The organism is Streptomyces sp. AK08-02, from assembly GCF_033795085.1.
Classification (GTDB): domain Bacteria; phylum Actinomycetota; class Actinomycetes; order Streptomycetales; family Streptomycetaceae; genus Streptomyces; species Streptomyces echiniscabiei.
The window spans coordinates 418,699-438,149 of the sequence record NZ_JARAZV010000005.1; the positions used below are offsets into that span (position 1 = coordinate 418,699).

Below are 19,451 nucleotides of genomic sequence, written 5' to 3' on the forward strand. Positions count from 1 at the left end.
CATTAGCTTGGCCATCCTGGTAGGTAGACGCCTGGAGCCGGACGTGACGGTCACGTTCGCCGTGGGCTGTACCGAAAGGGGCGCGCTGTATGCGCGAAGACGCGACGGCCGGGCGGATGACAGGCTCGAAGGGGATGAGCCGGGAAGAGCTGCTTGCCCTCCCTGTGTCGGTTGACCTGGAAACAGGCAACCGCGCTCTGGGGCTCGGGCGGAGCAAGGGGTACGAGCTGGCTAAGCGGGGCGAGTACCCGTGCAAGGTGCTGAGGCTCGGCAACGCCTACCGGGTCGTGACCGCGGATCTGCTCGATCTGTTGGGCCTGGCGGCGTGATGGGGCGGCAGAGTAGCAAACCGTTCTGCGCTGAGCTGACACAGAAGCGCTGGACTGTTGCCGGGTGTGGACGTACCGTCCGTGTTCCCTCGCGATGGCCTGGTGCCCGCGAGAAGGGGGCGGGTCTCCGGCGATGCAACGCCGGAGACCCCAGCAACCCCGACCGGCCCTGGAAGAACCAACCCGGCGGCAAGGGCGCACAAGCCCGCCACCGCCAGACGAGGAGCTGCCCCGTGGAACATGCGGGAGCCGAGCCCTATTCCGACTCCGACACGCCCTCGTGGCCGCCCGTCACCGTCCCTGGCCAACTCGGCCAACTCGGCCACCACGCCAGTGAAGCCCCGATGTCCGCCAACGACGTTGCGCCTGAAGCCACTTCGGCGGATCAGTCCGCCGAGGAGGCGGCGCCGGATCCGGTGCCGACCCATGGCTCGGCGTTGCTGGACGAACTTCGTGCGCAGATAGCCAAGTTCGTGATCCTGCCCTCGCCGGAGGCGCTGGACGCGGTCACGCTGTGGGCGGCGGCGACACATCTGCAGCCCGCATGGCAGCACGCGCCCCGTCTGGCGGTGGTGGGGCCGGCGAAACGGTGCGGCAAGTCACGGCTGCTGGACGTGCTGACCGAGACGGTCCACGAGCCGATGCTCACCATCAACACCACCCCGGCCGCGGTCTTCCGGTCGATCACCGAGGAGCCTCCCACGCTCCTGGTGGACGAGGCGGACACCATCTTCGGCACGCCGAAGCAGGCGGAGAAGAACGAGGAGATGCGCGGCCTGCTCAACGCCGGCCACCAGCGCAATCGGTACGTCACCCGGGTCGTCGGCAACGACCACACCCCGCACCGGTTCGCCACCTTCGCCATGGCCGCGATCGCGGGCATCGGTGACCTGCCCGACACGATCATGGACCGGTCGATCGTGGTCCGCATGCGCCGTCGCGCCCAGGGGGAGCACGTCAAGCCCTTCCGCTCCCGCCGCGACATCCCCGGTCTCCATGAGCTGCGGGACCGCATCGCCGCATGGGCCCGGCCGTTGCTGGACGAGGCGGCGGAGGAGGAACCGGTCCTGCCGGTGGAGGACCGGGCCGCCGACACCTGGGAACCCTTGGTCGTCATCGCCGACCTCGCTGCCGGGTCCTGGCCCCGTCGGGCCCGTACGGCGTGTGCGCGGATGGTGGCCGCGGAGGTCGAGGCAGAGGAGGAGCGGCCCGGCGGAGCCCGGATTCTCGCCGACATCCGCAGGGTCTTCGCCGCCCAGCGCGAGGTGGACAGCCTCTCCACGGACGAGCTGCTGTACCACCTGCGCCAGGATGTCGAGGCGCCGTGGGCGGAGTGGGGGCGCAACGGGCTGGATGCCCGCGAACTGGCGAGGATGCTGAGCCCGTACGTCATCAAGCCCGGCAACGTCCGCCTCGTCGACGGGACCCAGCGCAAGGGCTACATGCGCAACAAGTTCCTCGACGCGTGGCGGCGCTACTGCCCTGCCGTCCACCCGGTGGACCCTGAGCTCGCCGTCACCGCTTCGGGCTGAGCCCCGCGTCCCTCGGTGGCCGTCCCTGGCGTCCCTGCCGTGATCTCGCAGGTCAAACGGCATGGCGACAAGACGGCAACCGGGGCCAAGACGGCAACGCGATCATGACGAGCGCGCTGCCTGGCCCGGACCACGTCCCGATCCGTCTTGTGCCGTCCCGCGCGTCCCCGCCGTATCGCCGCAGGTCAGGACGTCAGCCGCCGGGACGGCACCACACCACCACGCCGTCCCGGCCGAACAGGTCGGAGAACGCCTCCGGCATCGGCCGGGACGGCAGACCGAACCCCATGCCGTACCTGCCCTGACCTGCGCTTGCAACGGCCAAGACGGCAAAGACGGACCACACCGCCAACGCCCAGGAGTACTCCGCTTGACCAAGCTCTCCGCCTCCAGCCGCCAGGACAACCGCCCCGACGAGGGACGGCCGATGCTGACCAAGCAGGCTGCCGAACGATTCACGCTCATCGCAGCTGGCGTGGTCATCGTGGCCCTCACGGCCGGCGGGTTCTGGCTCTCGTACGCGCATCTCGCCGAGGTCGCCGGACAACACGGCCTCAAGAGCTCCCCGGTCCGCCAGTGGGCCTGGCCGGCGACCCTGGACGCGTTCATCGTCGCGGGCGAACTGCTCATGCTCCGCGCGGGCCTGCGCCGGGTGACCGACAAGGGGGCGATCGCTCTCACGGCCGCCGGATCGGTCGGCTCCATCGCGCTCAATGTGGCCGGTGTCAGCGGCACGGGTGGCACCGGCGCCGTGCCCCTGCTCGACTACGTGGTCGCCGCGGTTCCCCCGACCGCCGCGCTGCTGGCCTTCGGTGTCCTGATGCGGCAGATCCACCAGCTCGTAGATCAACCCGCAGGCCATGCGGACACCCCTTCCCCACAGCCCGCCGACATGGTGGCGATCACGTCCGCCGGGCCGCCGGAACCACCGGTCCGGGTTTCGGAGAGCAAGCCGCGCGGTGGCCGTCCTGCAAGCGCCACGGTTGAGGAACTTGTGGAGATCGGCCGGATCGCTATCGCTGAGCACGGCACGCTCAGCCGATCCCTTCTCCGGAAGGCCGTCAAAGACAGGGAATTGACGATCGGCAGTGAGAGGCAGACCGAGGTGATGGAGATCCTCCGGCCCGAAATCGAAGCCGCTGGAACAGGTCCGGACAGCAATTGACCGGAATCCCCATGGGGTCGCCGGAACCGCTTCCGGTCACCCCTGCCAGTCGGCCACCGCCCCACCCGCCCTTCGTTTATCCACACCTGTGGATGGGACGCCGATCACCAACACCCTGCCGACCCCTCCCCGGCGCCCCACCTGCCCTTGCGACCACTTCCGGAGAACAACTCGTGGCACACCACCCGAACCACCCCGACCGCACTCCCGAGGATCCCCTGCCTCAGGTGAAGTCCCCTACGCTGCTGGGGCGTTTGCGGCAGGCGTTCGGATGGGCTGCCCCTGGCGGAGCCAGTAGTACCCCGAGTCCGACTCATGGCCGGTCTTCGGGGGTCTCCGCCCCGGGGGTGGCGGAGACGGTCCGGCGCCAGGGGGCGCCGGACCAGGGGGTCGGGGCCGAGGGCGGCTCCGACCTGGACACGCTTCACTCCGTCCAGCAAGCCGTCCTGCGCCCCGCCGACACCGCAGCTGCTGCGGCCGGCGAGCCTGCCGTGCAGAGCGTGCAGCCCACGATCCGTCGCTTCACCGGCACCAAGCGGGTCGTGCGCGTCGGCCCGCTGCGTTTCACCGGCGATGAGCACACCCAGCTCCAGGAGGCATCCGCCGAGCACGGGTACAAGGGCGACTCCGGCTTCGCCGCCGACATCGTCCTCGCCTTCGTCACCGGCCGGTTCACCGCCAACCTGCCCCTGTCCGAGGACCGCCGCCGCACCCACATGTTCCGCGCCCAGGTCCTGCGCCAGCTCAACCGGATCGGCGTCAACGTCAACCAGATCGCCCGCGCCCTCAACAGCGACCACACCCCACCCGACATACGTCAGCGTCTGGACGAACTCCACGACCTGCTGGAGCTGATCGCCGAGGCCCTGCGCGAGCCCGCCGACCCGAGCGAGGTCTGAACAACATGATTGCCGCCATCAAGCCAGCCGGGGCCAACACCCGGGGCCTGCTCGCGTACCTCTACGGCCGCGGAACCCACGACGAGCACTTCGACCCGCACATCGTGGCGGGTTTCGCGATGCTCGGCATGCCCGACCCCGGCCGCGACGAGAACGCCACCCTCACCCAACTCGGCCACTACCTCGACGAGCCGGTCTCCTTGCGCAACGGCGAGTTCGGCAAGCCGGTCACCGACCACGTCTGGCACTGCCCTGTCCGCGCTGCCCCCGAGGACCGCCACCTCTCCGATGCCGAGTGGGGCGAGATCGCCCAGCGCATCGTCCAGGCCGCCGGCATTGCCCCGGCCGGTGACGACCTGGGCTGCCGCTGGATCGCGGTACGCCACGCCGACGACCACATCCACATCCTCGCCACCACCGTCCGCGAAGACGGACGGCGTCCCAAGCTCCACGACAGCGGCATCCGCGTCGGCGACGCCTGCCGCGAGATCGAGAAGGACTACGGGCTGCGCCGCTTGAAGAAGGGTGATCGCACCGGCGAGCGCCGCCCCACCCAGGCCGAGATGCACAAGGCCAAACGGCTCGGTTGGGAGCAGACCAGCCCTGCGTGGCTCGAAGACCGCATCCGCGCTGCCATCCCTCACACCAAGACCGCCGAGGAGCTACTGGCCTATCTCGAAGCCGACGGCATCCTGATCAAGGCCAGGCGCGGCCCGTCGGGAGATCTTCTCGGCTACGCCGCCGGTCGCCCCGGTGACCTCAACAGCAAGGGTGAACAGATCTTCCACCCGGGCAAGAGGATCGCCCCCGACCTCACCCTGCCCAGGCTTCAGGCCCGCCTGGAAAACACCGTGCCGGAGGAGTACCCCACCGCCCGCCGCAACCGCCCCAGCACCCCCTGGCAGCAAGCCACCGATGCCCTCGACACCCTCCACGCCGACCTCGCCGACGACTCCCACGCGCAGGCCCACATCGCTGGCCTCGGCGAGCTGATCGAGGCCACCGCCCAGCAGGCTCCCGACAACCTGCGCCCAGAACTCCAAGCCGCCTCAAGGGCGTTCGCCCGAGCCCAGCGGTCCCAGGTCCGGGCGGAAGACCGTGCCGCCCACGCCCTGCGCAGCGCGGCACGTGACATCGTCCACACCGCCACCGGCCCCGACGGCAGCGCGCTGGCTGCCTTGATCGCAGCTCTGGTCTGGGCCGCGATTGTCGCTGGGCGCTGGCACGAGGCGAAAAGCCACGCTCAGCAGACCGACGCCGCCCGCCAGGCCGTCCAGCACCTTCAGACAGCCGCCGACTATGCGCTTGTTCCTGTGCTCGCCGAACTTGCAGCCCGTCCTCCCTGGGAGGACGGGCGTCGCGTTCTGGTCAGCGATGTGCGAGCAGCTGTCCCAGACCATGCTGAGCGGATCCTTGCCGACCTGGACTGGCCGGCGCTCGCCGCCGTCCTCGCCGATGCCGAAGCCCGCGGCCATCAACCCCATCAGCTTCTCAAGGAGGCGGCTGCTCAGCGCGAATTGGACACTGCCCGTCAACCCGCCCGAGTGCTCGTCACCCGCATCCAGCACACCGGCCGAAACCCGGTACCCAACCGTCGTGCCGAGGCCGCTCGCCGACGCTCGACCGTTGCGGGCTCGACGCCTGCCCAGCAGGGCCGTGGGCCCCAGCCCTCACCGGTGGCGGCGACAACTGCTGAACAGAGGCATCGACAGAGCCGCTAGGCGGGAAGCATTTCGTCTGCCTGGCTGGCCCTGCCAAGCTGGAACAGTGCCCTCACCTTTCGGGGTGGCGAGGTCACCAGCGCTTCCTGTGACCCTGTCTCCGCTATGCGGCTTCGGCTTCACGTGGAACGGCTGAGGCATCGGCCCGTGCACCGGGCAACAGTGCCGCCCACGCCAGGACCTCGACCAGGTGCTCGGCAAGCAGCCCGACGTGGGGATCAGGCTGGACGAGCGTGGTCGCCCGGCCGCGGGCGGTGCGCTCTACGGCCCATTCGTGGTCGGGGTTGGTGAAGTCGTCGTCGATCCAGATGACGGGCGCGTCGCCGAGCCAGGTGTGGACGTGGTCGCGTTTCCACAGGTACCCGTTGGGGTGGCTGGTGGTGATCTGAGGGCGTGGTAGGTCGACGTACGGCAGGGTCGGGAGGCCGAGGAGCGGTCCGATCAGAGTGGTGGCGTCGTGGCGCCAGCTGGTGCACCAGACGGGGGTGACCAGGCCAGTCCGGATCACCTGCATGAGCAAGGGGCCATGCGCGGGGTTGAGCCAGATGGTGACCGGGTTGTCAGCGCTCCGGTCAGCAGGCACGACATCGTGCCGGTTGTGGCTTGCCGGACTGGCACCGTCAGCGTCCGGGAAGGGTATGAGGACGCCGTCGACGTCGAGGAGCAGGTAGGGCGGGCGCATCGGTTTCTCCCAGGGGAGCCGGGGTGGGGGGTCAGAGCTTGCGCGCGGTGATGAGGAGAGTGGTCGGCCAGCGGCCACCGTGGCGCGCGTCGTGGAACTCCTCGGCCGAGGTGAGCCAGAGCCCGGCGCGGTCGAGGTGTTTCTCCCAGCGGTTGGTGTCGAAGTCCCAGCGGGCGATGGGTAGTCGGCTGCGGTCGGGGAGGGTGACGAAGTCGCGGCGGGGCCGGTCGTCGGTGGCGGGCCGTAGGCCGCCGCGCTGGGGGTGGGGGACCGAGAAGACGAGAGTGCGCCCGGGTTTGAGGTGCTGGGCGATGGCCGGGAGCAGCAGCTCCGGGGCGACGAGACCGATGGCGCCGAAGACTGAGTAGATGGCGTCGAACTGCTCGTCTGTGGCTTGCAGGTAGTGCAGGGCGTGGCCTGCGACGAAGGTGAGGTTGTTCAGTCGGCCGTAGTGGGAGCGGGCTCGGCGGACCTGGAGGCCGACGAGGTCGACGCCGGTGACGTGGGCGCCGTAGCGTGTGGCGAGGTGGGCGGCGTTGTGGCCGGAGCCGCAGCCGAGTTCGAGCAGTCGCTTGTGGCGCAGGTCCGGGCCGAGGATTTCGGCGCCGGGCCCGCTGCCGGGCCGGGTTGTCCATTCCATCCGGGCGGGCACGGCCAGCGGCTCGGCGGGAGCAGCCGTGGTGCGTTGCAACGCGTGGACGTACCAGGGGGACGCCTGGGCGGCGAGCACCTAGACCTCCAGGAGGTGGAGGACGTCGGTGAGGTGGCGGCGTACGGCCTTGATGTAGGCGGGGTCGGTGGCTGGGTCGTTGATCCAGCGGATGGACTGCTCCATGAACCACTCGACGGCCCACATGCGGTGCCAGCCCAGTGCCCACTTCTCGGCGGGCAGTCCGCCGCGTTCGGCGAGGGCATCGGGGGTGCCGCCTTCGGTGACGTAGGTGTCCAGGAAAACGCGCAGGCGTACGGGGTCGGGGGCGTCGAGGGTGCCGTGCCAGCTGGCGAGGTCGAGCAGGCCGGGGCCGGTGAAGGCGCGGGCGAAGTCCAGCAGTCGCCAGCCGTGCCGACCGATGTGGAGGCTGGTGGGGTGGAACTCGGAGTGCACCCAGCCGAAAGGAGCCACGGTGGCACCGGCCGAGCGCGCTTCAGCTGCCTGGGCGATCTGGTCGAGCGCGTCTTCGACGTCGGCCGCGTCCTGCCACCGGTCGGCCTTGCGGAGTCGGCCGAGGTGCTCCAAGGCTCGGCTCGGCAGGGTGCGCAGCCGTTCCTGATCCAGGACGGGCAGGGCGGAGGCGGTGCGGGTGCCGTGCAGGACGACGGCCGCGGCTGCGCCGTCGAGGTCGTCGGCCTCGCGAATCGGAGCGCCGAGGTCTTCCAGCAGCATCCCGAGCCAGCCGTCCAGCACTGCGGAGGCGCGAACGGCGGGCACCGGGACACCGAGGGTGTGGGCCAGCCGGAGGGCCTGGTCCTCGCCGTCGAACGGCCTCTTGGCGTACTTGAAGATGGCGGTGGCGCCGTCAGGGAAGGTCAGACGCTCGACGCCGGACATGGACCACACGCGCACCTCCTCGCGAACAGTGGTGGTCCGGCCGGCCAGAGTGAGCAGGTTGTCAAGAAGTTCGGTACTGGGGTTCGCGGTCACGTGGGGGCTCCAGGGAGTTGGTGGCGTCCGGGGCGGGCGAGAGGTGCCGGCCCACCCCGGAGCCAGGACGGTGGTGCTACGCGGCAGGACTCACGCGGTGGGCGTATACCTGCTCGATCCACCCGGACTTGAAGGCCGCGAGGTCGTCGCGGAAGGCGTTCATCGAGGCACCGTAGGGCGCCACGACGCCACCGCTCTGGTCCGGCACGGACTGGCAGCCGTGCACGAGCCGTCCGCCGAGGGCTGCGTGGGCCTTGATGGCCTCGATGCGGCGGTGTTCGTTGAACCAGCCGCCGTGGTAGACCTCGTCGAGCATGCCGCCCGTCTCGTCGTCCAGGTCGAAGACCACGGAGGTGGCGGCGGGGAAGAACCAGCACGGGCCGACGTTGGAGATGTGTCCGTCCAGCTCGACCTTGTTGAGCGCCATCAGAGTGGCCGCCTCGCGCAGCATCCGCAGGTGGTCGGCGGTGAACTGCGGCAGGCCGAGGGCGGGGAGATGCTCGTCGCGGAAGAGGTACGCGTACACCTCGTAGGCGGTGACGAGCACCCGGGCAGCGTCCGAGGTCGACTGGGCGTGGGCCTTGATGAACTCCAGCGCGAGCTGCTCGACTGCGCTCGCGGTCGTCTCCTCCACGTCCAGGAGCTGGGACTTGACCAGCTCCCAGTCGGCGACGAGCCAGGTGCTGGACTCGAAGCGGAAGAAGTACTTGGCCGGGTCGATGGTGATGCGCCGGCCGTCGACCTGGATGCCGGGCAAGCGGCTCCAGCGCTCGTCGAACGCCTCGGGCAGTACGACCGTGATGGCCGCGGTGTCGATGGTGGTCACCGTGTCTCCGTCTCTGATCGGCCCGGGTTTGGGCACAGGGATGCCCGAACCCGGTGTGGGCGTACGGAACTTCGGGGGCCGCCCGGCCGAAGGGGGGAGCCTGGTCGCGGTGTCGGACCGGGGCCGGGCGGCTGATGACTAGTGAACACTTAGTCACGCACAGTGGGTACGGTGAGAGGCAGTTGAAGCGGTATACACGGTTTACAGCCCCGGACGGGAGGTGAGCGTGGCAGCGTCGAGAGACCCCAATTCCCGCCTGCGCGACACCATTGCCGCGACCGGCTGCACCTACGAGGCCCTGGCGAGAGACATCCGGCGCATCGCGGCCGAGAATGGCGAGATCCTCCAGACGAACAAGTCGGCCGTCTCCCACTGGGCCAACGGCATTCGCCAGCCCACCGGCCGAACTGGCCAGTACCTCGCCGAAGCCTTGTCACGCCGAACGGGCCGCATCATCACCCAGACCGAGATCGGTCTACGCGTACCGGATGGCGAGGAGTCAAGCGAAGGGGATCCTGTCGTAGCTGCAACTGACCTCGGCCGGGCCGATGTTGAGCGCCGTCGCTTCCTCGCGGTGGCGGCCTTCACCACCGCCGGTGTCGCCATGCCGCTTGCCCACGACCACGAGGCCACCGCTCGTATGCTCCGTGCCCGCACTGGCACGTCCGTGGTCGGAGCGGACGACGTGGACGTCGTACGGCAGATCACTGCGGCGTTCAGCGCGGCAGACGAACGCCTCGGCGGAGGGCATGGACTGACCACGGTCACCGCGTACCTTGCCGACACCGCCGCGCCGATACTCCGGGGCCGCTTCCCGAGCGAAGCCTTACGACGGGCAGCCTTCGGCGCCGTGGCCGAACTCGCCTACCTGGCAGGGTGGAAGCACCACGATCTCGGCCAGGAAGGCGCTGCCCAGCGCTACTACCAGGTCGGCTACCAGCTCGCCTGGGAAGCCGACCCGCACGGCCACGCCGCCTGGATGATGCGCGCCCTCGCCCACCAGGCCCTCAGCCTCAAACAGCCCCACCACTGCGTCGACCTCGTCGAAGGCGCCCTCATCCGCGGCCTGGACCATGTCGACGGTCAGACCGAGGCGCTCCTCCACATCACCCATGCCCGTGCCTTCGCCGCTGTTGGTGAGCGGCCCGCAGCGGCCCGTGCCCTGCTCGCCGCCGAGGACGCCCTGTTGCGTGACGATGTTCCTCAGCCCAGCTACTCCCGCGTCAGCGGCCCCGCCGCAGGCACCGTGGCCAGCCACACCGCCCGTACCCTGACCGACCTCGCCGACCACATCGGTACCGAGCAGCAGCACCGAGACGCCTTGATCCGCTGGGACCCCAAGAAGTACAGGCGCGTCCACGCCCTCACCTACGCAGACCTCGGCGACAGCCTCGCCGCCCAGGCCCGCGCCGACGAAGCCGTCGCCGCCTGGGCGCGGGCCCTGGCACTCATGGAAGGCATGGCCTCCGACCGCACCCGCAAGGCCATCACCTCGCTCCGCTCCACCCTCTCCATTTACCAGCGCCGCAAAGTGCCGGGAGCCGCCGAACTCGCCCGCCGAGCAAGCGAAGCACTGGCCTAAGCTGCCCACGAACCGGCCGACGAAGGGACACCAGCCGTGGCTCAGCGGACAACCGACGACCAGCCCAAAGCCCTACCGCCCGCCCTCGAATCCATGACCCTGCTGGTCGCCGCCGTCATCGTCCACGACAAGGCCACCAACCGCGTCGTCCTCCTTCAGCGCAGCGAGAACGCCAAGTTCGCCCAGGGAATGTGGGATCTTCCCGTCGGTAAGAGTGAGCTTGGCGAGCCTGTCACCGAGACTGCGGTGCGCGAGCTGTACGAGGAGACCGGCCTGACGGTGAAGCCCGAGTCCCTCAAGGTCGCCCATGTCATCCACGGCGCCTGGGGCGTCGAAGCTCCCAACGGCTTCCTCACCGTCGTATTCGCCGCCCATGAATGGACCGGCGAGCCCGAAAATCGCGAACCTCATAAGCACGCGCAGGTTCGTTGGATGGATGCCGGTGCCGTCCCCGAGGCATTTGTGGACACCACTGCCAGCGCCCTCCACAGCTATCTCAATGGCGGTCCGCAGGTGTCACTTGACGGATGGGAGTAGCAGGGCGCGCGCGTACTGACGAACCAGCGTGCGGGACATTCCCGTCCGGCCGATTGGTTCGTCGAGTGGGCGCTGTCCGTCAAGCGATGGGCAGCGGGTTTTGGTGGGAGCGTTCGGCACCGGCGCGCAGACGAGTCTCTTGCCGAAGGCACATGGCTGGACAGGGCCTCGAAGGGAGCTGGCGCAGAGGGCGCCGGTCGACGGAGAGTGGCCTCTCGTCGGCGTCGTCTTCCCGGACGCGGGTCTCGTTGATCGTCGTCGAGATTGAGGATGCGAAGGGGCGGGTATCTGGCGTTGGCGCGGAACAGGTCGTGCAGCTCGACGGCACTAACTGGCGCAGGGCGCGGTCGCCGGTGGGGCCGGTGTCGTTGTTCTCGGCCGTCAACAGTCCGTTAAGACGTGCTCCGGCCCGGGACATCGCTGGTGCAATGGTCCACAGCCGCCGCCGCGCGCAGCCGAGCACGGGCGGCGGCTGTACGTGTGAGGACGGCACCGAGTTCCCCTCCCCTTGCCGTCTCTCACTGACCCGTCCCCACCACCCCACCCGGGGGTACGCGAGTACACCCCGGTCTCGAACAGGGTTGGGAAGGACGATGGGCTGGAGCTGCGTTGTCGGCGATGCGGCTCCAGCCCGCTCACAGTGGTCGGATGGTCACTGTGGCCCGGGGACTGGGGGCCGAAGGATACGGGGCCGGCGACTCCCCATCGACTCCAGCCGATGGAACGCTCAAAGGCCCTGTCGGTGAGCGTATACCCGTCCCGGTGGCGGCGGCAGTACGCGAACCGGCCGCTACCGTCCGGCAGCCCGTTGCGCCAGTGGTGCAGGGCGTCCGTCGTGGAGTGGCGAGTGCCGGATCGAGGAGGCCGGAACCTGCCGCGCCCCAGCCCCAGGCAGGTGAGTCGACGCGGGCTGTCGCGAGGTGAGGGGGGTGCCCGCATATGTGCGTGCACCCGGCGGCCGAACTCCCGCCATGGCCGCCGCGGCCCCAACAGCGCCGACTCTGTCCGGACCGCCCCGGGCTAAGCACTGGCGGCCTCCCCGCTCCAAGGTGCACGGGGGCCGCCTGGTGACTTCGCCGCACACCCCCGTCCACGACATACTCCCGCTCTGCAGCTCCGGCACACAGAAGCCGGACGGCCCGGCCGACAGCACCACCCAGCCCTCATTTTCAGGGCCGGGTAGCCCTGGCGACCCGGCCACTTCGGTGGCATCAGAACGCGTCGACACCGATCAGGCCGAGACCGTCCGTGCTCTCCCCGCTGACGGGAAAGGACAAGCGGTCCTCTCAGAGGGTCAGACGCAGGCCGGTGACCATCTCGGGGTGGATGCGCACGGCGAGGTCCATGACCTGGTCCGCCCATTGCCTCAGACGGCCACGGAACCCGTCCAGTTCGGCCGGGTCCGTGACGAGGCGGGCATAGCCGGTGACGACGACGCTCCAGCCGAGATGGCTGACGGAGTCGATGACGTCGGCTTCGTACGCGAGCACGGTGTCGGCGCTGGTGCCCCGGACATACGCGGCCAGTGCTGATCCCTGATGGGTCCGCACGATGACGTCGCCACCGGCGACGATGTGGTTGACCGGACGGACAGCCGGCAGCGCGTGCCGGGTGAACACGGCCCGGCCCAGCCCCACACTGCCCAGCAGCCGCAGTGCCTCGGCCTCATCCAGTTCCACCGACCGGTGCGGCCGGACAGCGGCACCCGGGTCCCGCTGACGGGCCCGTAGGAGGTGCCCGACGGATTCGTCGCTCATCGCGGGCCCCCAGTGGTCGGGCCTCGGTCCACTGTCCGTCACACGGACCGAGGCTGCCGGTGATGCCAACCAGTAGACGAGGCCCGCCCCGCGCCCTGCTAGGGCCACTCGGACCCTAAGAGTCCCGTTTACACGCTGACGACCGCCATGGCGTGGATGCTTCAGAACAGACACGTATGACCCGCGGGAAGGCTTTCTCCGCCGCGGTCCTTCCCCCCCCGTGCATCAGCCGCCACCCGAGAACGCCAGGACAGGGGCGGCCGTCGCAGGGTGCAGGCGTCGGCCGCCGACGCAGGGACCTGCCCCCTGCCAGGTGATCCGCACGTGCGGATCGTCCTGGCGGCCATCGGCGAGACGCGGCCGTGGGGCCGTTCTCAACTTACGGATGTGCGACCGTTTAGTGCCTCGTCCAGTGTGTCCGTCAGGACGAAGACCTGGCTGAGGTCGACGATCCGGATCATCTTACGGATGTGGGGTTGGGGACAGACGAGCGTCAGGTGTCCGCCCCGCTCTTCGACCCGTCGCCGCGCACGGCAGAGCAACCCCAGCCCGGAGCAGTCCAGGAACTCAACGGGGCTGAGATCGATCACCACGTCGGTACTCGGTCGGCCTGTGGCCGTGTCCACCGTGGCGGTGACTCGCAGGACCACGGCTATGTCGATCTCGCCGCGCAGCTGGACGACGGTTCGCTCTTCCGTCTCGTAGACGTGGATCTGCTGGGCAGAAGAAGAGTGCTCCCAGGGCATCGCGGCATCTCCATGGTTCGCGAGATGCCCGCCTCGACGGGGAAGCGGGCGGCATCGGATATCCACAGCCACCGGGGGCACGGGTGACGACAGGGCCGACTTTAGGCCGACTCTTCGAACAGAAACGCTTCACCCTGGATTGGGCTCCACCCTTCGGGTGTAATTTTGTAGATATTCTTGATTAGGAGCCCAAAGAGTGCACTCAGATCAGGAAGTCACTCGGGAAGGCGCCGGCCGCGACCCCGGGCGCTCGCCGGCCGCTTCGGCTCCCCACCGGCCGGTTCCGTTCCGCTACGCTCACGGCGTGACGCGAGACCAGCCGCCCGCAGATCACTACAGCGTCGTCGCCGTCGCCTCGTCCGCGGGTGGCATCCAGGCACTGACCGCGCTGCTCGGGGCGCTGGGCCCCGATCTGCCTGTGCCGGTGCTGCTGGTTCAGCACCTCGACCCGCGGCACCGGACGGTGCTCGCCGAGGTTCTCGCACGCCGGACCGCCCTTCACGTCAAGCTTGCCGAGGCCGGAGAGCGTGTGCGGCCCGGCACCGTCTACGTCGCTCCTCCCGACCATCACCTTCTCGTCGACTCCGGCGGCGTCCTGGGCCTGTCCAGCACCGAGCTCGTCCACTTCGTACGCCCTTCCGCCGACCTTCTCTTCGAGTCGGTGGCCGGTGCCTACGGGCCGGAGGCGATCGCCTGCGTGCTCACCGGGACCGGCCGGGACGGAGCCACGGGAGTCGACGCCGTCAAGTCACGCGGCGGTACGGTGATCGTCCAGGATCCGGAGACCGCGGACTTCCCGGGGATGCCGCAGTCGGCGGTGGACACGGGAGCGGTGGACTTCCTGCTACCCCTTGAGGAGATCGCCGCGGTCGTGCGGGGACTCGTCGGGGCCGAGAGGCAGTGATGGGCGAACCGCAGGATGACGAGGACAACGAGGCGTTGGAGGAACTGCTCGTATTCATCCGGGAAGCCCGCGGTTTCGACTTCACGGGCTACAAGCGCTCGACGCTGGCCCGGCGCATCCACAAGCGGATGACGGACGTCGGTATCCGCTCGTACCCGGACTACCAGGATCTCCTGGAGACCAACACCGAGGAATTCGGCGTCCTCTTCAACACCATCCTGATCAACGTCACCTCCTTCTTTCGTGATCCGGAGGCGTGGACCCTCCTCCAGCACGAGGTCGTTCCCGAGCTGCTCACGACTCTCGATCCGGAGCAGGAGATCAGGGTGTGGAGCGCGGGCTGCTCCAGTGGTGAGGAGGCGTACTCGATGGCCATGATGTTCGCGGAGGCGCTCGGCATCGAGGAGTGCCTGCGTCGCGTGAAGATCTACGCCACGGACGTCGACGAGGAAGCGCTGCGCGAAGCCCGTTCTGGGCTGTACACGTCGAAGTCGCTGGAACCCCTGTCCCCGGAGACAAGGGAGAAGTACTTCGAGCAGAACAGCGCGCAGTTCAGCTTCCGCCCCGACCTGAGACGCCGGGTGATCTTCGGGCGGCACGACATCACCCGTGACGCCCCGATCTCCCGGCTCGACCTGCTCGTGTGCCGGAACACGCTGATGTACTTCAATGTCGAGGCCCAGACGCAGATCGTCGACCGTTTCCACTTCGCCCTGCGCCCCAGCGGCTTCCTCTTTCTCGGCAAGGCCGAGATGCTGCTGAACGACAGCGAGCGCTTCGAAGTGGTGAACATGCGTCAGCGTGTCTTCCGGCGCCGTACCGGCAACAACGGACTGACCTATCATCCGGCCCCCTTGAAGATCAGGACGGGCACGGGTGGCGAGGTGCACTCGGTGGCACGCGCCCGCCAGTTGCGCGACCTGGTGCTCGACGCCGGACCCACCCCGCTGATCGCCCTCGACAGCGACGGAACAGTTGTGACCGTCAACAACCAGGCGAGGATCCAGCTCGGCCTGACCACCGGGGACATCGGCCGTCCCTTCCAGGACCTGGAGGTCTCCTACCGGCCGGTCGAACTCCGTTCCCTGATCGACCAGTCCATGCACGAGCGCCGGACCCTGCGGGTCAACCGTGTCGAGCGCCGGACGGGCGAGGACATCCAGTACTACGACATCCTCATCCAGCCGCTCTCCGGACCCGGCGGCCTGCACATCGCCACCGTGATCTCGTTCACCGACGTGACCGTCGCCACGCATCTGAAGTCCGAGGTCAAAAGAGTCCGGGAGGAGCTGGAGACGGCCTACGAGGAACTCCAGTCCACCAACGAAGAGTTGGAGACCACCAACGAAGAACTCCAGTCCAGCATCGAGGAACTGGAGACCACGAACGAAGAACTCCAGTCCACCAACGAAGAGTTGGAGACCACCAACGAAGAACTCCAGTCCGGCAACGAGGAACTGGAGACGATGAACGAGGAGATGCGCATCCGCACGGACGAACTGGACGAGGCCAGGGCGTTCCTGGAGGCGGTTCTGAAGAGCATCGCGGCGGGCGTGGTGGTCCTGGGCAAGGACCTGAAGGTCAAGAGCTGGAACCGGGGCGCCGTCGACCTGTGGGGGTTGCGCGCGGACGAGGTGCTGGGCGAGCCCTTCTTCGAACTGGACTTCGGGCTGCCCACGAAGGAGTTGCGGCCCGTCGTGGAGCGTTGCATAGAGACTCGCAGTCGCTCCGGCCCGGTCGGCGTCGAGGCCCTGAGCCGTATCGGCCGGCCCATCAGCTGTGACGTGTTCTTCTCCCCGTTCGGCGGGAACCACGGAGGAGTGGTCCTGATGATGGAAGAGAGCCGAAGCGATGACTCCGACTGACCCTGCGGCGTAGCCTGGGCCCATGGACCCGCGGGGGCGCATCGAGGACCTCGGTCTGGCAGCGGTGGCACGGCAACGTGCCGCGCTGGCCCGGGAGCGCGCCGACCGGGCGGAGGCGTCCGCCGAGCGGCACGAACTCCTGGCCGCGAAACCCGGGCGGGAGTTCCACTCCCAGATCGCGAGTACGCATCGCCGAACTGCCGAGTGCCATCGCGCCTCGGCCCGCCTCCAGGACAGCTTCGCCCTCCGCGCGACGGCGTGGGCCGGCGGGCCGGGTACTCGGCCGCGGTTCATGACGGTGGTTGCGGAAGCATGCGGTACCGACAGCGCGGCGATGGCACTGCTTGACACCGACCAGAACCATCTCGCGGTCGCAGTCTCCGACCAACTGTCCCGTGCGGCCCAGGACCTGGAGTACGTACTCGGCGAGGGTCCGGGTCAGGACGCGGCGACGGAACACCGTCCGGTGCATGTGTCCGGGCCCGAGATCGAGGAGCGCTGGCCGGGGTACGGGCCTTCCCTGGTCTCGCTGGGAATCGCCTCGGTGGCCGCCGTACCCCTGCGGATACAGGGCAGCTGTATCGGGTCGCTGACGGTGTTCGACCCGCGGCCCGCCGATGCGAGACCCGCCCGCCTCGCCGAGGTCGCCGAGGCCCTCACCCGCATCGTGCTGCTCGACCCCGACGCCGACCCGGACCTCTACGGCGGAACCGACATCCGAGCCACTGTGCACCAGGCGGTCGGCATGGTGTCCGTACGGGCGGGCTGCTCCGTCGTGGACGCGCTGGCGCTCATCAAGGCCGTGGCCTTCGCCGAGGAGGTGTCATCCGACGCCCTCGCCCGGCAGATCGTTTACGGGGACCGGAAACTCATCTGAGGGAGAGGTGTCATGACGCCCGAACAGCGGCTGGCCGACGCGTTCGTAGCCCTGGCCGGCAGCACGGCGGACCGTTCGTCGGACAAACCCGGGCCGTTGTCCGTGCTGGCGCAGTGTGCCCCTGCCCTGCTCGGCACCCATGCCGCGACCGTGGTGTTCGCCCCCAAGGGCTACGACAGCGCGCAAGTGGCGGGCTCCAACCCCCAGGTGTCGCGCCTGGAACACGAAGCCGTCGGGTGGCGGGAGGGCCCCGGCCATGACTGTCGTCAGGCCGACCCGGGCCCCTTGGCCCAGGTGGCTCTGGGCAGCCGTCCCACCAGGCAGCAGTGGCCGCACTACACCCGGCGGGCGCTGAAGCTGGGCTACACCCGCGTCGTGGCCCTTCCCCTGCGCCAGCACGGCGGAACGAGCGGTGCGCTCATCCTGCTGTCCTGCACACGGCATGCCTTCTCCCCGGCGACGCTGGCTCTCGGCCGGTCGCTCGCCGACTTCACCGCCGTCCTTCTGGAAGGCGCCCGCGAGGCCGATCGCAGCCGGATGCTCACCGACCAGCTGGAACAGGCGTTGACCAGCCGCGTGGTCATCGAACAGGCCAAGGGCGTGCTCTCGACTCTCCGCGCGGTGTCCCTGGACGAAGCTTTCGATCTTCTGCGCAAACACGCCCGCTCATGTCAGCGACCGCTGAAGGACGTGGCCCGCGAGGTGGTCGAAGGACACGCGGATCCCAACCTGACCGATCCCGCGTCGTGAGGCATCGCGGCCGAGGTCGCCGACGTGCTCCTGTCCGTCCGCAAGCGCCCCGCAGTTGGCGTCGCTCACGGAATCACAGGGCTCTGGCCCTGTGAGCGGCATGTCTCACCAGTGGCGCATGAGGAAACCGGCTCCTCGGCGTCCCTCACGGGACGTACGAAGCTGCTGCTCAGCGGCCCGCCGTGCGTGAGCGATGCGTGAGCGGATGAGGCAGCAGAGGCCATCACGACGCGGACTGAGCACGGAGCGGCACCTGCCCTGACCTGGTCGTTCCGGACACCGAGTCAGCGTCCGGAACCGCCCAGCAAGCTTTGGCCAGGACTTTTAATCCATTGGTTGTGGGTTCGAGTCCCACAGGGTCTACGGGTGAGCCCCAGTTCAGAGGATGTCTGGACTGGGGCTCGTGTCGTTTTCGGGGGCTGGGTCCCCGTCTGCTCAACCAAAGCTCAACCGGAATGCTGGCGATCATGGACCCGGACATGAAGCGGCCCCGACCGGGTCGGGGGTCCCAGCCGGGGCCGTTCTTCCCCCTCCAAAAAAGCGGGGGAGCGATCGCCACACCCCGAGGACCTCGCGGCCCCAACGCCTTCGGCGGGCTCATCCCGCTGCCGGTGCGCGCTGACTTCCGGGAGCGGGGGTCTCTAATGGCTTGGAGGCCGGCGGCGGGGGATCAGAGCTTGGTGCCGATCGCGATGGTGTCGTTGCCCACCATCTCCGTCATCGCCCCCGAGGCGGCTTGCCGGTATGCGCTGCGCGCCCTCGACCAGCTGGAACGAACCTGGTACGCGATGGGTATGGACCGTGTGCGGGAGGTGCGGCGCCTTGGCACCGCACCAGCACCAGCGGTGCGTACGCGAACTCGACGACACGCTGTACGGCTGGTCGACGACGGTCAGCGCGCTGAGCCGTTGAAGTCGACGATCAGTCCGGACAGCTCAAGGAGGCTCTCGACCCGGAAGGTCGGGAGATCCTTCGCCTCATCGGTCTCCCACTGGATCGTCGCCCACGGGCCCCGGTGGACCAACGCGGTGTTCATGCCTGCGGCGACGGCCGGCCGCAGGTCGTTGTCGACGCGGTCGCCGACGTAGAGGATCTCGGTGGCAGCGAAGGGAACGACCTCGGCGACGCGGACGAAGAACTCGGGGTCGGGCTTGGACGCGCCCCAGTCGTCGGAGGTCCCGATCAGATCGACGTCGTCGATGAACAGCGCGCGAAGGAGGCCACCGGCGCGCACGGTCTGGTTCCCCGCGATGCCGAGCCACAGGCCATCAGCGCGCAGCTGCGCGAGCGTGGGTCTGACGTCGTCGTACAGGTCCTTCTCACCGAAGTGCTCCGGCTGGTTGGCCGCCGCGCGCTTCTCGCGTTCCTTGTCCAGGTCGAAGCCGGGGCGGAACTCCTGGAATACGTCGCGGTAGTCGCGGCCCTGGGCGATGACCGCGCCGAACATCGCGTGGAATGTGTGCCGGGGGACAGCGAGCCAGTCGGCCCAAGTGCCGTACTCCCGGGTCTCATCTACCAAGCACTCACCGACATCGAACACCACTGCACGAATCATGTGCGGCAACGTAGCCGGGCATGACGAAGCGGCTCCGCCCTCCCGAAGGAGAGCGGGGCCGCAGTTGCTTCAGGCGCTGTCG

18 protein-coding genes and 1 pseudogene are annotated in these 19,451 nt (G+C 68.9%); 12 read left to right on the forward strand and 7 right to left on the reverse strand.

What is annotated here, in order from left to right:
- Window positions 1-89: 89 nt before the first annotated feature.
- The 5 genes from PV734_RS12990 to PV734_RS13010 all read left to right on the forward strand — a co-directional run bounded on the left by PV734_RS12990 (window position 90) and on the right by PV734_RS13010 (window position 5,646).
- Window positions 90-329 carry a hypothetical protein gene (locus tag PV734_RS12990; protein WP_269650437.1) on the forward strand — a complete coding sequence of 80 codons (240 nt, stop codon included), beginning with the start codon at window positions 90-92 and terminating at the stop codon, window positions 327-329.
- Between the two features lie 233 nt (window positions 330-562).
- Window positions 563-1,861 (forward strand): DUF3631 domain-containing protein, encoded by a 1,299-nt coding sequence (locus PV734_RS12995; protein WP_319289549.1) that lies wholly within the window; start codon window positions 563-565, stop codon window positions 1,859-1,861.
- Between the two features lie 370 nt (window positions 1,862-2,231).
- On the forward strand, window positions 2,232-3,026 hold the full coding sequence (locus tag PV734_RS13000; protein ID WP_319289550.1) for a DUF2637 domain-containing protein: 795 nt from the start codon (window positions 2,232-2,234) through the stop codon (window positions 3,024-3,026).
- A gap of 347 nt (window positions 3,027-3,373) precedes the next feature.
- Window positions 3,374-3,925, forward strand: coding sequence for a MobC family plasmid mobilization relaxosome protein (locus tag PV734_RS13005; protein WP_319289551.1), 552 nt, complete (start codon window positions 3,374-3,376; stop codon window positions 3,923-3,925).
- A gap of 5 nt (window positions 3,926-3,930) precedes the next feature.
- Entirely contained in the window at window positions 3,931-5,646 is a 1,716-nt protein-coding gene (locus PV734_RS13010; protein WP_319289552.1) for a relaxase/mobilization nuclease domain-containing protein, read from the forward strand.
- 103 nt (window positions 5,647-5,749) lie between these two features.
- Here PV734_RS13010 and PV734_RS13015 read toward each other — a convergent pair whose 3' ends face one another.
- The 4 genes from PV734_RS13015 to PV734_RS13030 all read right to left on the reverse strand — a co-directional run bounded on the left by PV734_RS13015 (window position 5,750) and on the right by PV734_RS13030 (window position 8,796).
- Window positions 5,750-6,328 carry an HAD domain-containing protein gene (locus PV734_RS13015; RefSeq protein ID WP_319289553.1) on the reverse strand — a complete coding sequence of 193 codons (579 nt, stop codon included), beginning with the start codon at window positions 6,326-6,328 and terminating at the stop codon, window positions 5,750-5,752.
- A gap of 31 nt (window positions 6,329-6,359) precedes the next feature.
- Entirely contained in the window at window positions 6,360-7,058 is a 699-nt protein-coding gene (locus tag PV734_RS13020; protein ID WP_319289554.1) for a class I SAM-dependent methyltransferase, read from the reverse strand.
- Window positions 7,059-7,970, reverse strand: a complete 912-nt coding sequence (locus tag PV734_RS13025) for an aminoglycoside phosphotransferase family protein (RefSeq protein ID WP_319289555.1) — start codon at window positions 7,968-7,970, stop codon at window positions 7,059-7,061.
- A gap of 76 nt (window positions 7,971-8,046) precedes the next feature.
- Window positions 8,047-8,796, reverse strand: a complete 750-nt coding sequence (locus PV734_RS13030; protein ID WP_319289556.1) for a hypothetical protein — start codon at window positions 8,794-8,796, stop codon at window positions 8,047-8,049.
- A gap of 226 nt (window positions 8,797-9,022) precedes the next feature.
- Between PV734_RS13030 and PV734_RS13035 the strand changes: the two genes are divergently transcribed.
- Window positions 9,023-10,378: a tetratricopeptide repeat protein gene (locus PV734_RS13035; RefSeq protein ID WP_319289557.1), complete on the forward strand. Its 1,356-nt coding sequence runs from the start codon at window positions 9,023-9,025 to the stop codon at window positions 10,376-10,378.
- A 36-nt stretch (window positions 10,379-10,414) separates the two neighbouring features.
- Window positions 10,415-10,915, forward strand: coding sequence for an NUDIX domain-containing protein (locus PV734_RS13040; RefSeq protein WP_319289558.1), 501 nt, complete (start codon window positions 10,415-10,417; stop codon window positions 10,913-10,915).
- 1,286 nt (window positions 10,916-12,201) lie between these two features.
- Here the strand turns inward: PV734_RS13040 and PV734_RS13045 are convergent.
- Together PV734_RS13045 and PV734_RS13050 are read right to left on the reverse strand one after the other, a co-directional pair.
- Window positions 12,202-12,672 (reverse strand): pyridoxamine 5'-phosphate oxidase family protein, encoded by a 471-nt coding sequence (locus PV734_RS13045; protein WP_319289559.1) that lies wholly within the window; start codon window positions 12,670-12,672, stop codon window positions 12,202-12,204.
- A gap of 374 nt (window positions 12,673-13,046) precedes the next feature.
- Entirely contained in the window at window positions 13,047-13,418 is a 372-nt protein-coding gene (locus tag PV734_RS13050; protein WP_319289560.1) for an STAS domain-containing protein, read from the reverse strand.
- A 304-nt stretch (window positions 13,419-13,722) separates the two neighbouring features.
- Here PV734_RS13050 and PV734_RS13055 point away from each other — a divergent pair, with 304 nt between their 5' ends.
- The 5 genes and pseudogenes from PV734_RS13055 to PV734_RS13075 form a co-directional block, all read left to right on the forward strand.
- Window positions 13,723-14,322 carry a chemotaxis protein CheB gene (locus tag PV734_RS13055; protein WP_319289561.1) on the forward strand — a complete coding sequence of 200 codons (600 nt, stop codon included), beginning with the start codon at window positions 13,723-13,725 and terminating at the stop codon, window positions 14,320-14,322.
- A complete protein-coding gene (locus PV734_RS13060; protein WP_319289562.1) occupies window positions 14,322-16,187 on the forward strand; it encodes a CheR family methyltransferase in 1,866 nt (621 codons plus the stop codon). The genes PV734_RS13055 and PV734_RS13060 overlap by 1 nt, the downstream gene beginning before the upstream one ends.
- 22 nt (window positions 16,188-16,209) lie before the next feature.
- On the forward strand, window positions 16,210-17,064 hold the full coding sequence (locus PV734_RS13065; RefSeq protein ID WP_319289563.1) for a GAF and ANTAR domain-containing protein: 855 nt from the start codon (window positions 16,210-16,212) through the stop codon (window positions 17,062-17,064).
- Window positions 17,065-17,076: 12 nt separating this feature from the next.
- Window positions 17,077-17,814: a GAF and ANTAR domain-containing protein gene (locus PV734_RS13070; protein ID WP_319289564.1), complete on the forward strand. Its 738-nt coding sequence runs from the start codon at window positions 17,077-17,079 to the stop codon at window positions 17,812-17,814.
- 725 nt (window positions 17,815-18,539) lie between these two features.
- Window positions 18,540-18,726, forward strand: a pseudogene (locus PV734_RS13075) (transcriptional regulator); the annotation flags it as partial.
- Here the strand turns inward: PV734_RS13075 and PV734_RS13080 are convergent.
- Window positions 18,707-19,369: an HAD family hydrolase gene (locus tag PV734_RS13080; RefSeq protein ID WP_319096444.1), complete on the reverse strand. Its 663-nt coding sequence runs from the start codon at window positions 19,367-19,369 to the stop codon at window positions 18,707-18,709. The pseudogene PV734_RS13075 and the gene PV734_RS13080 overlap by 20 nt on opposite strands.
- Window positions 19,370-19,451: the final 82 nt, after the last annotated feature.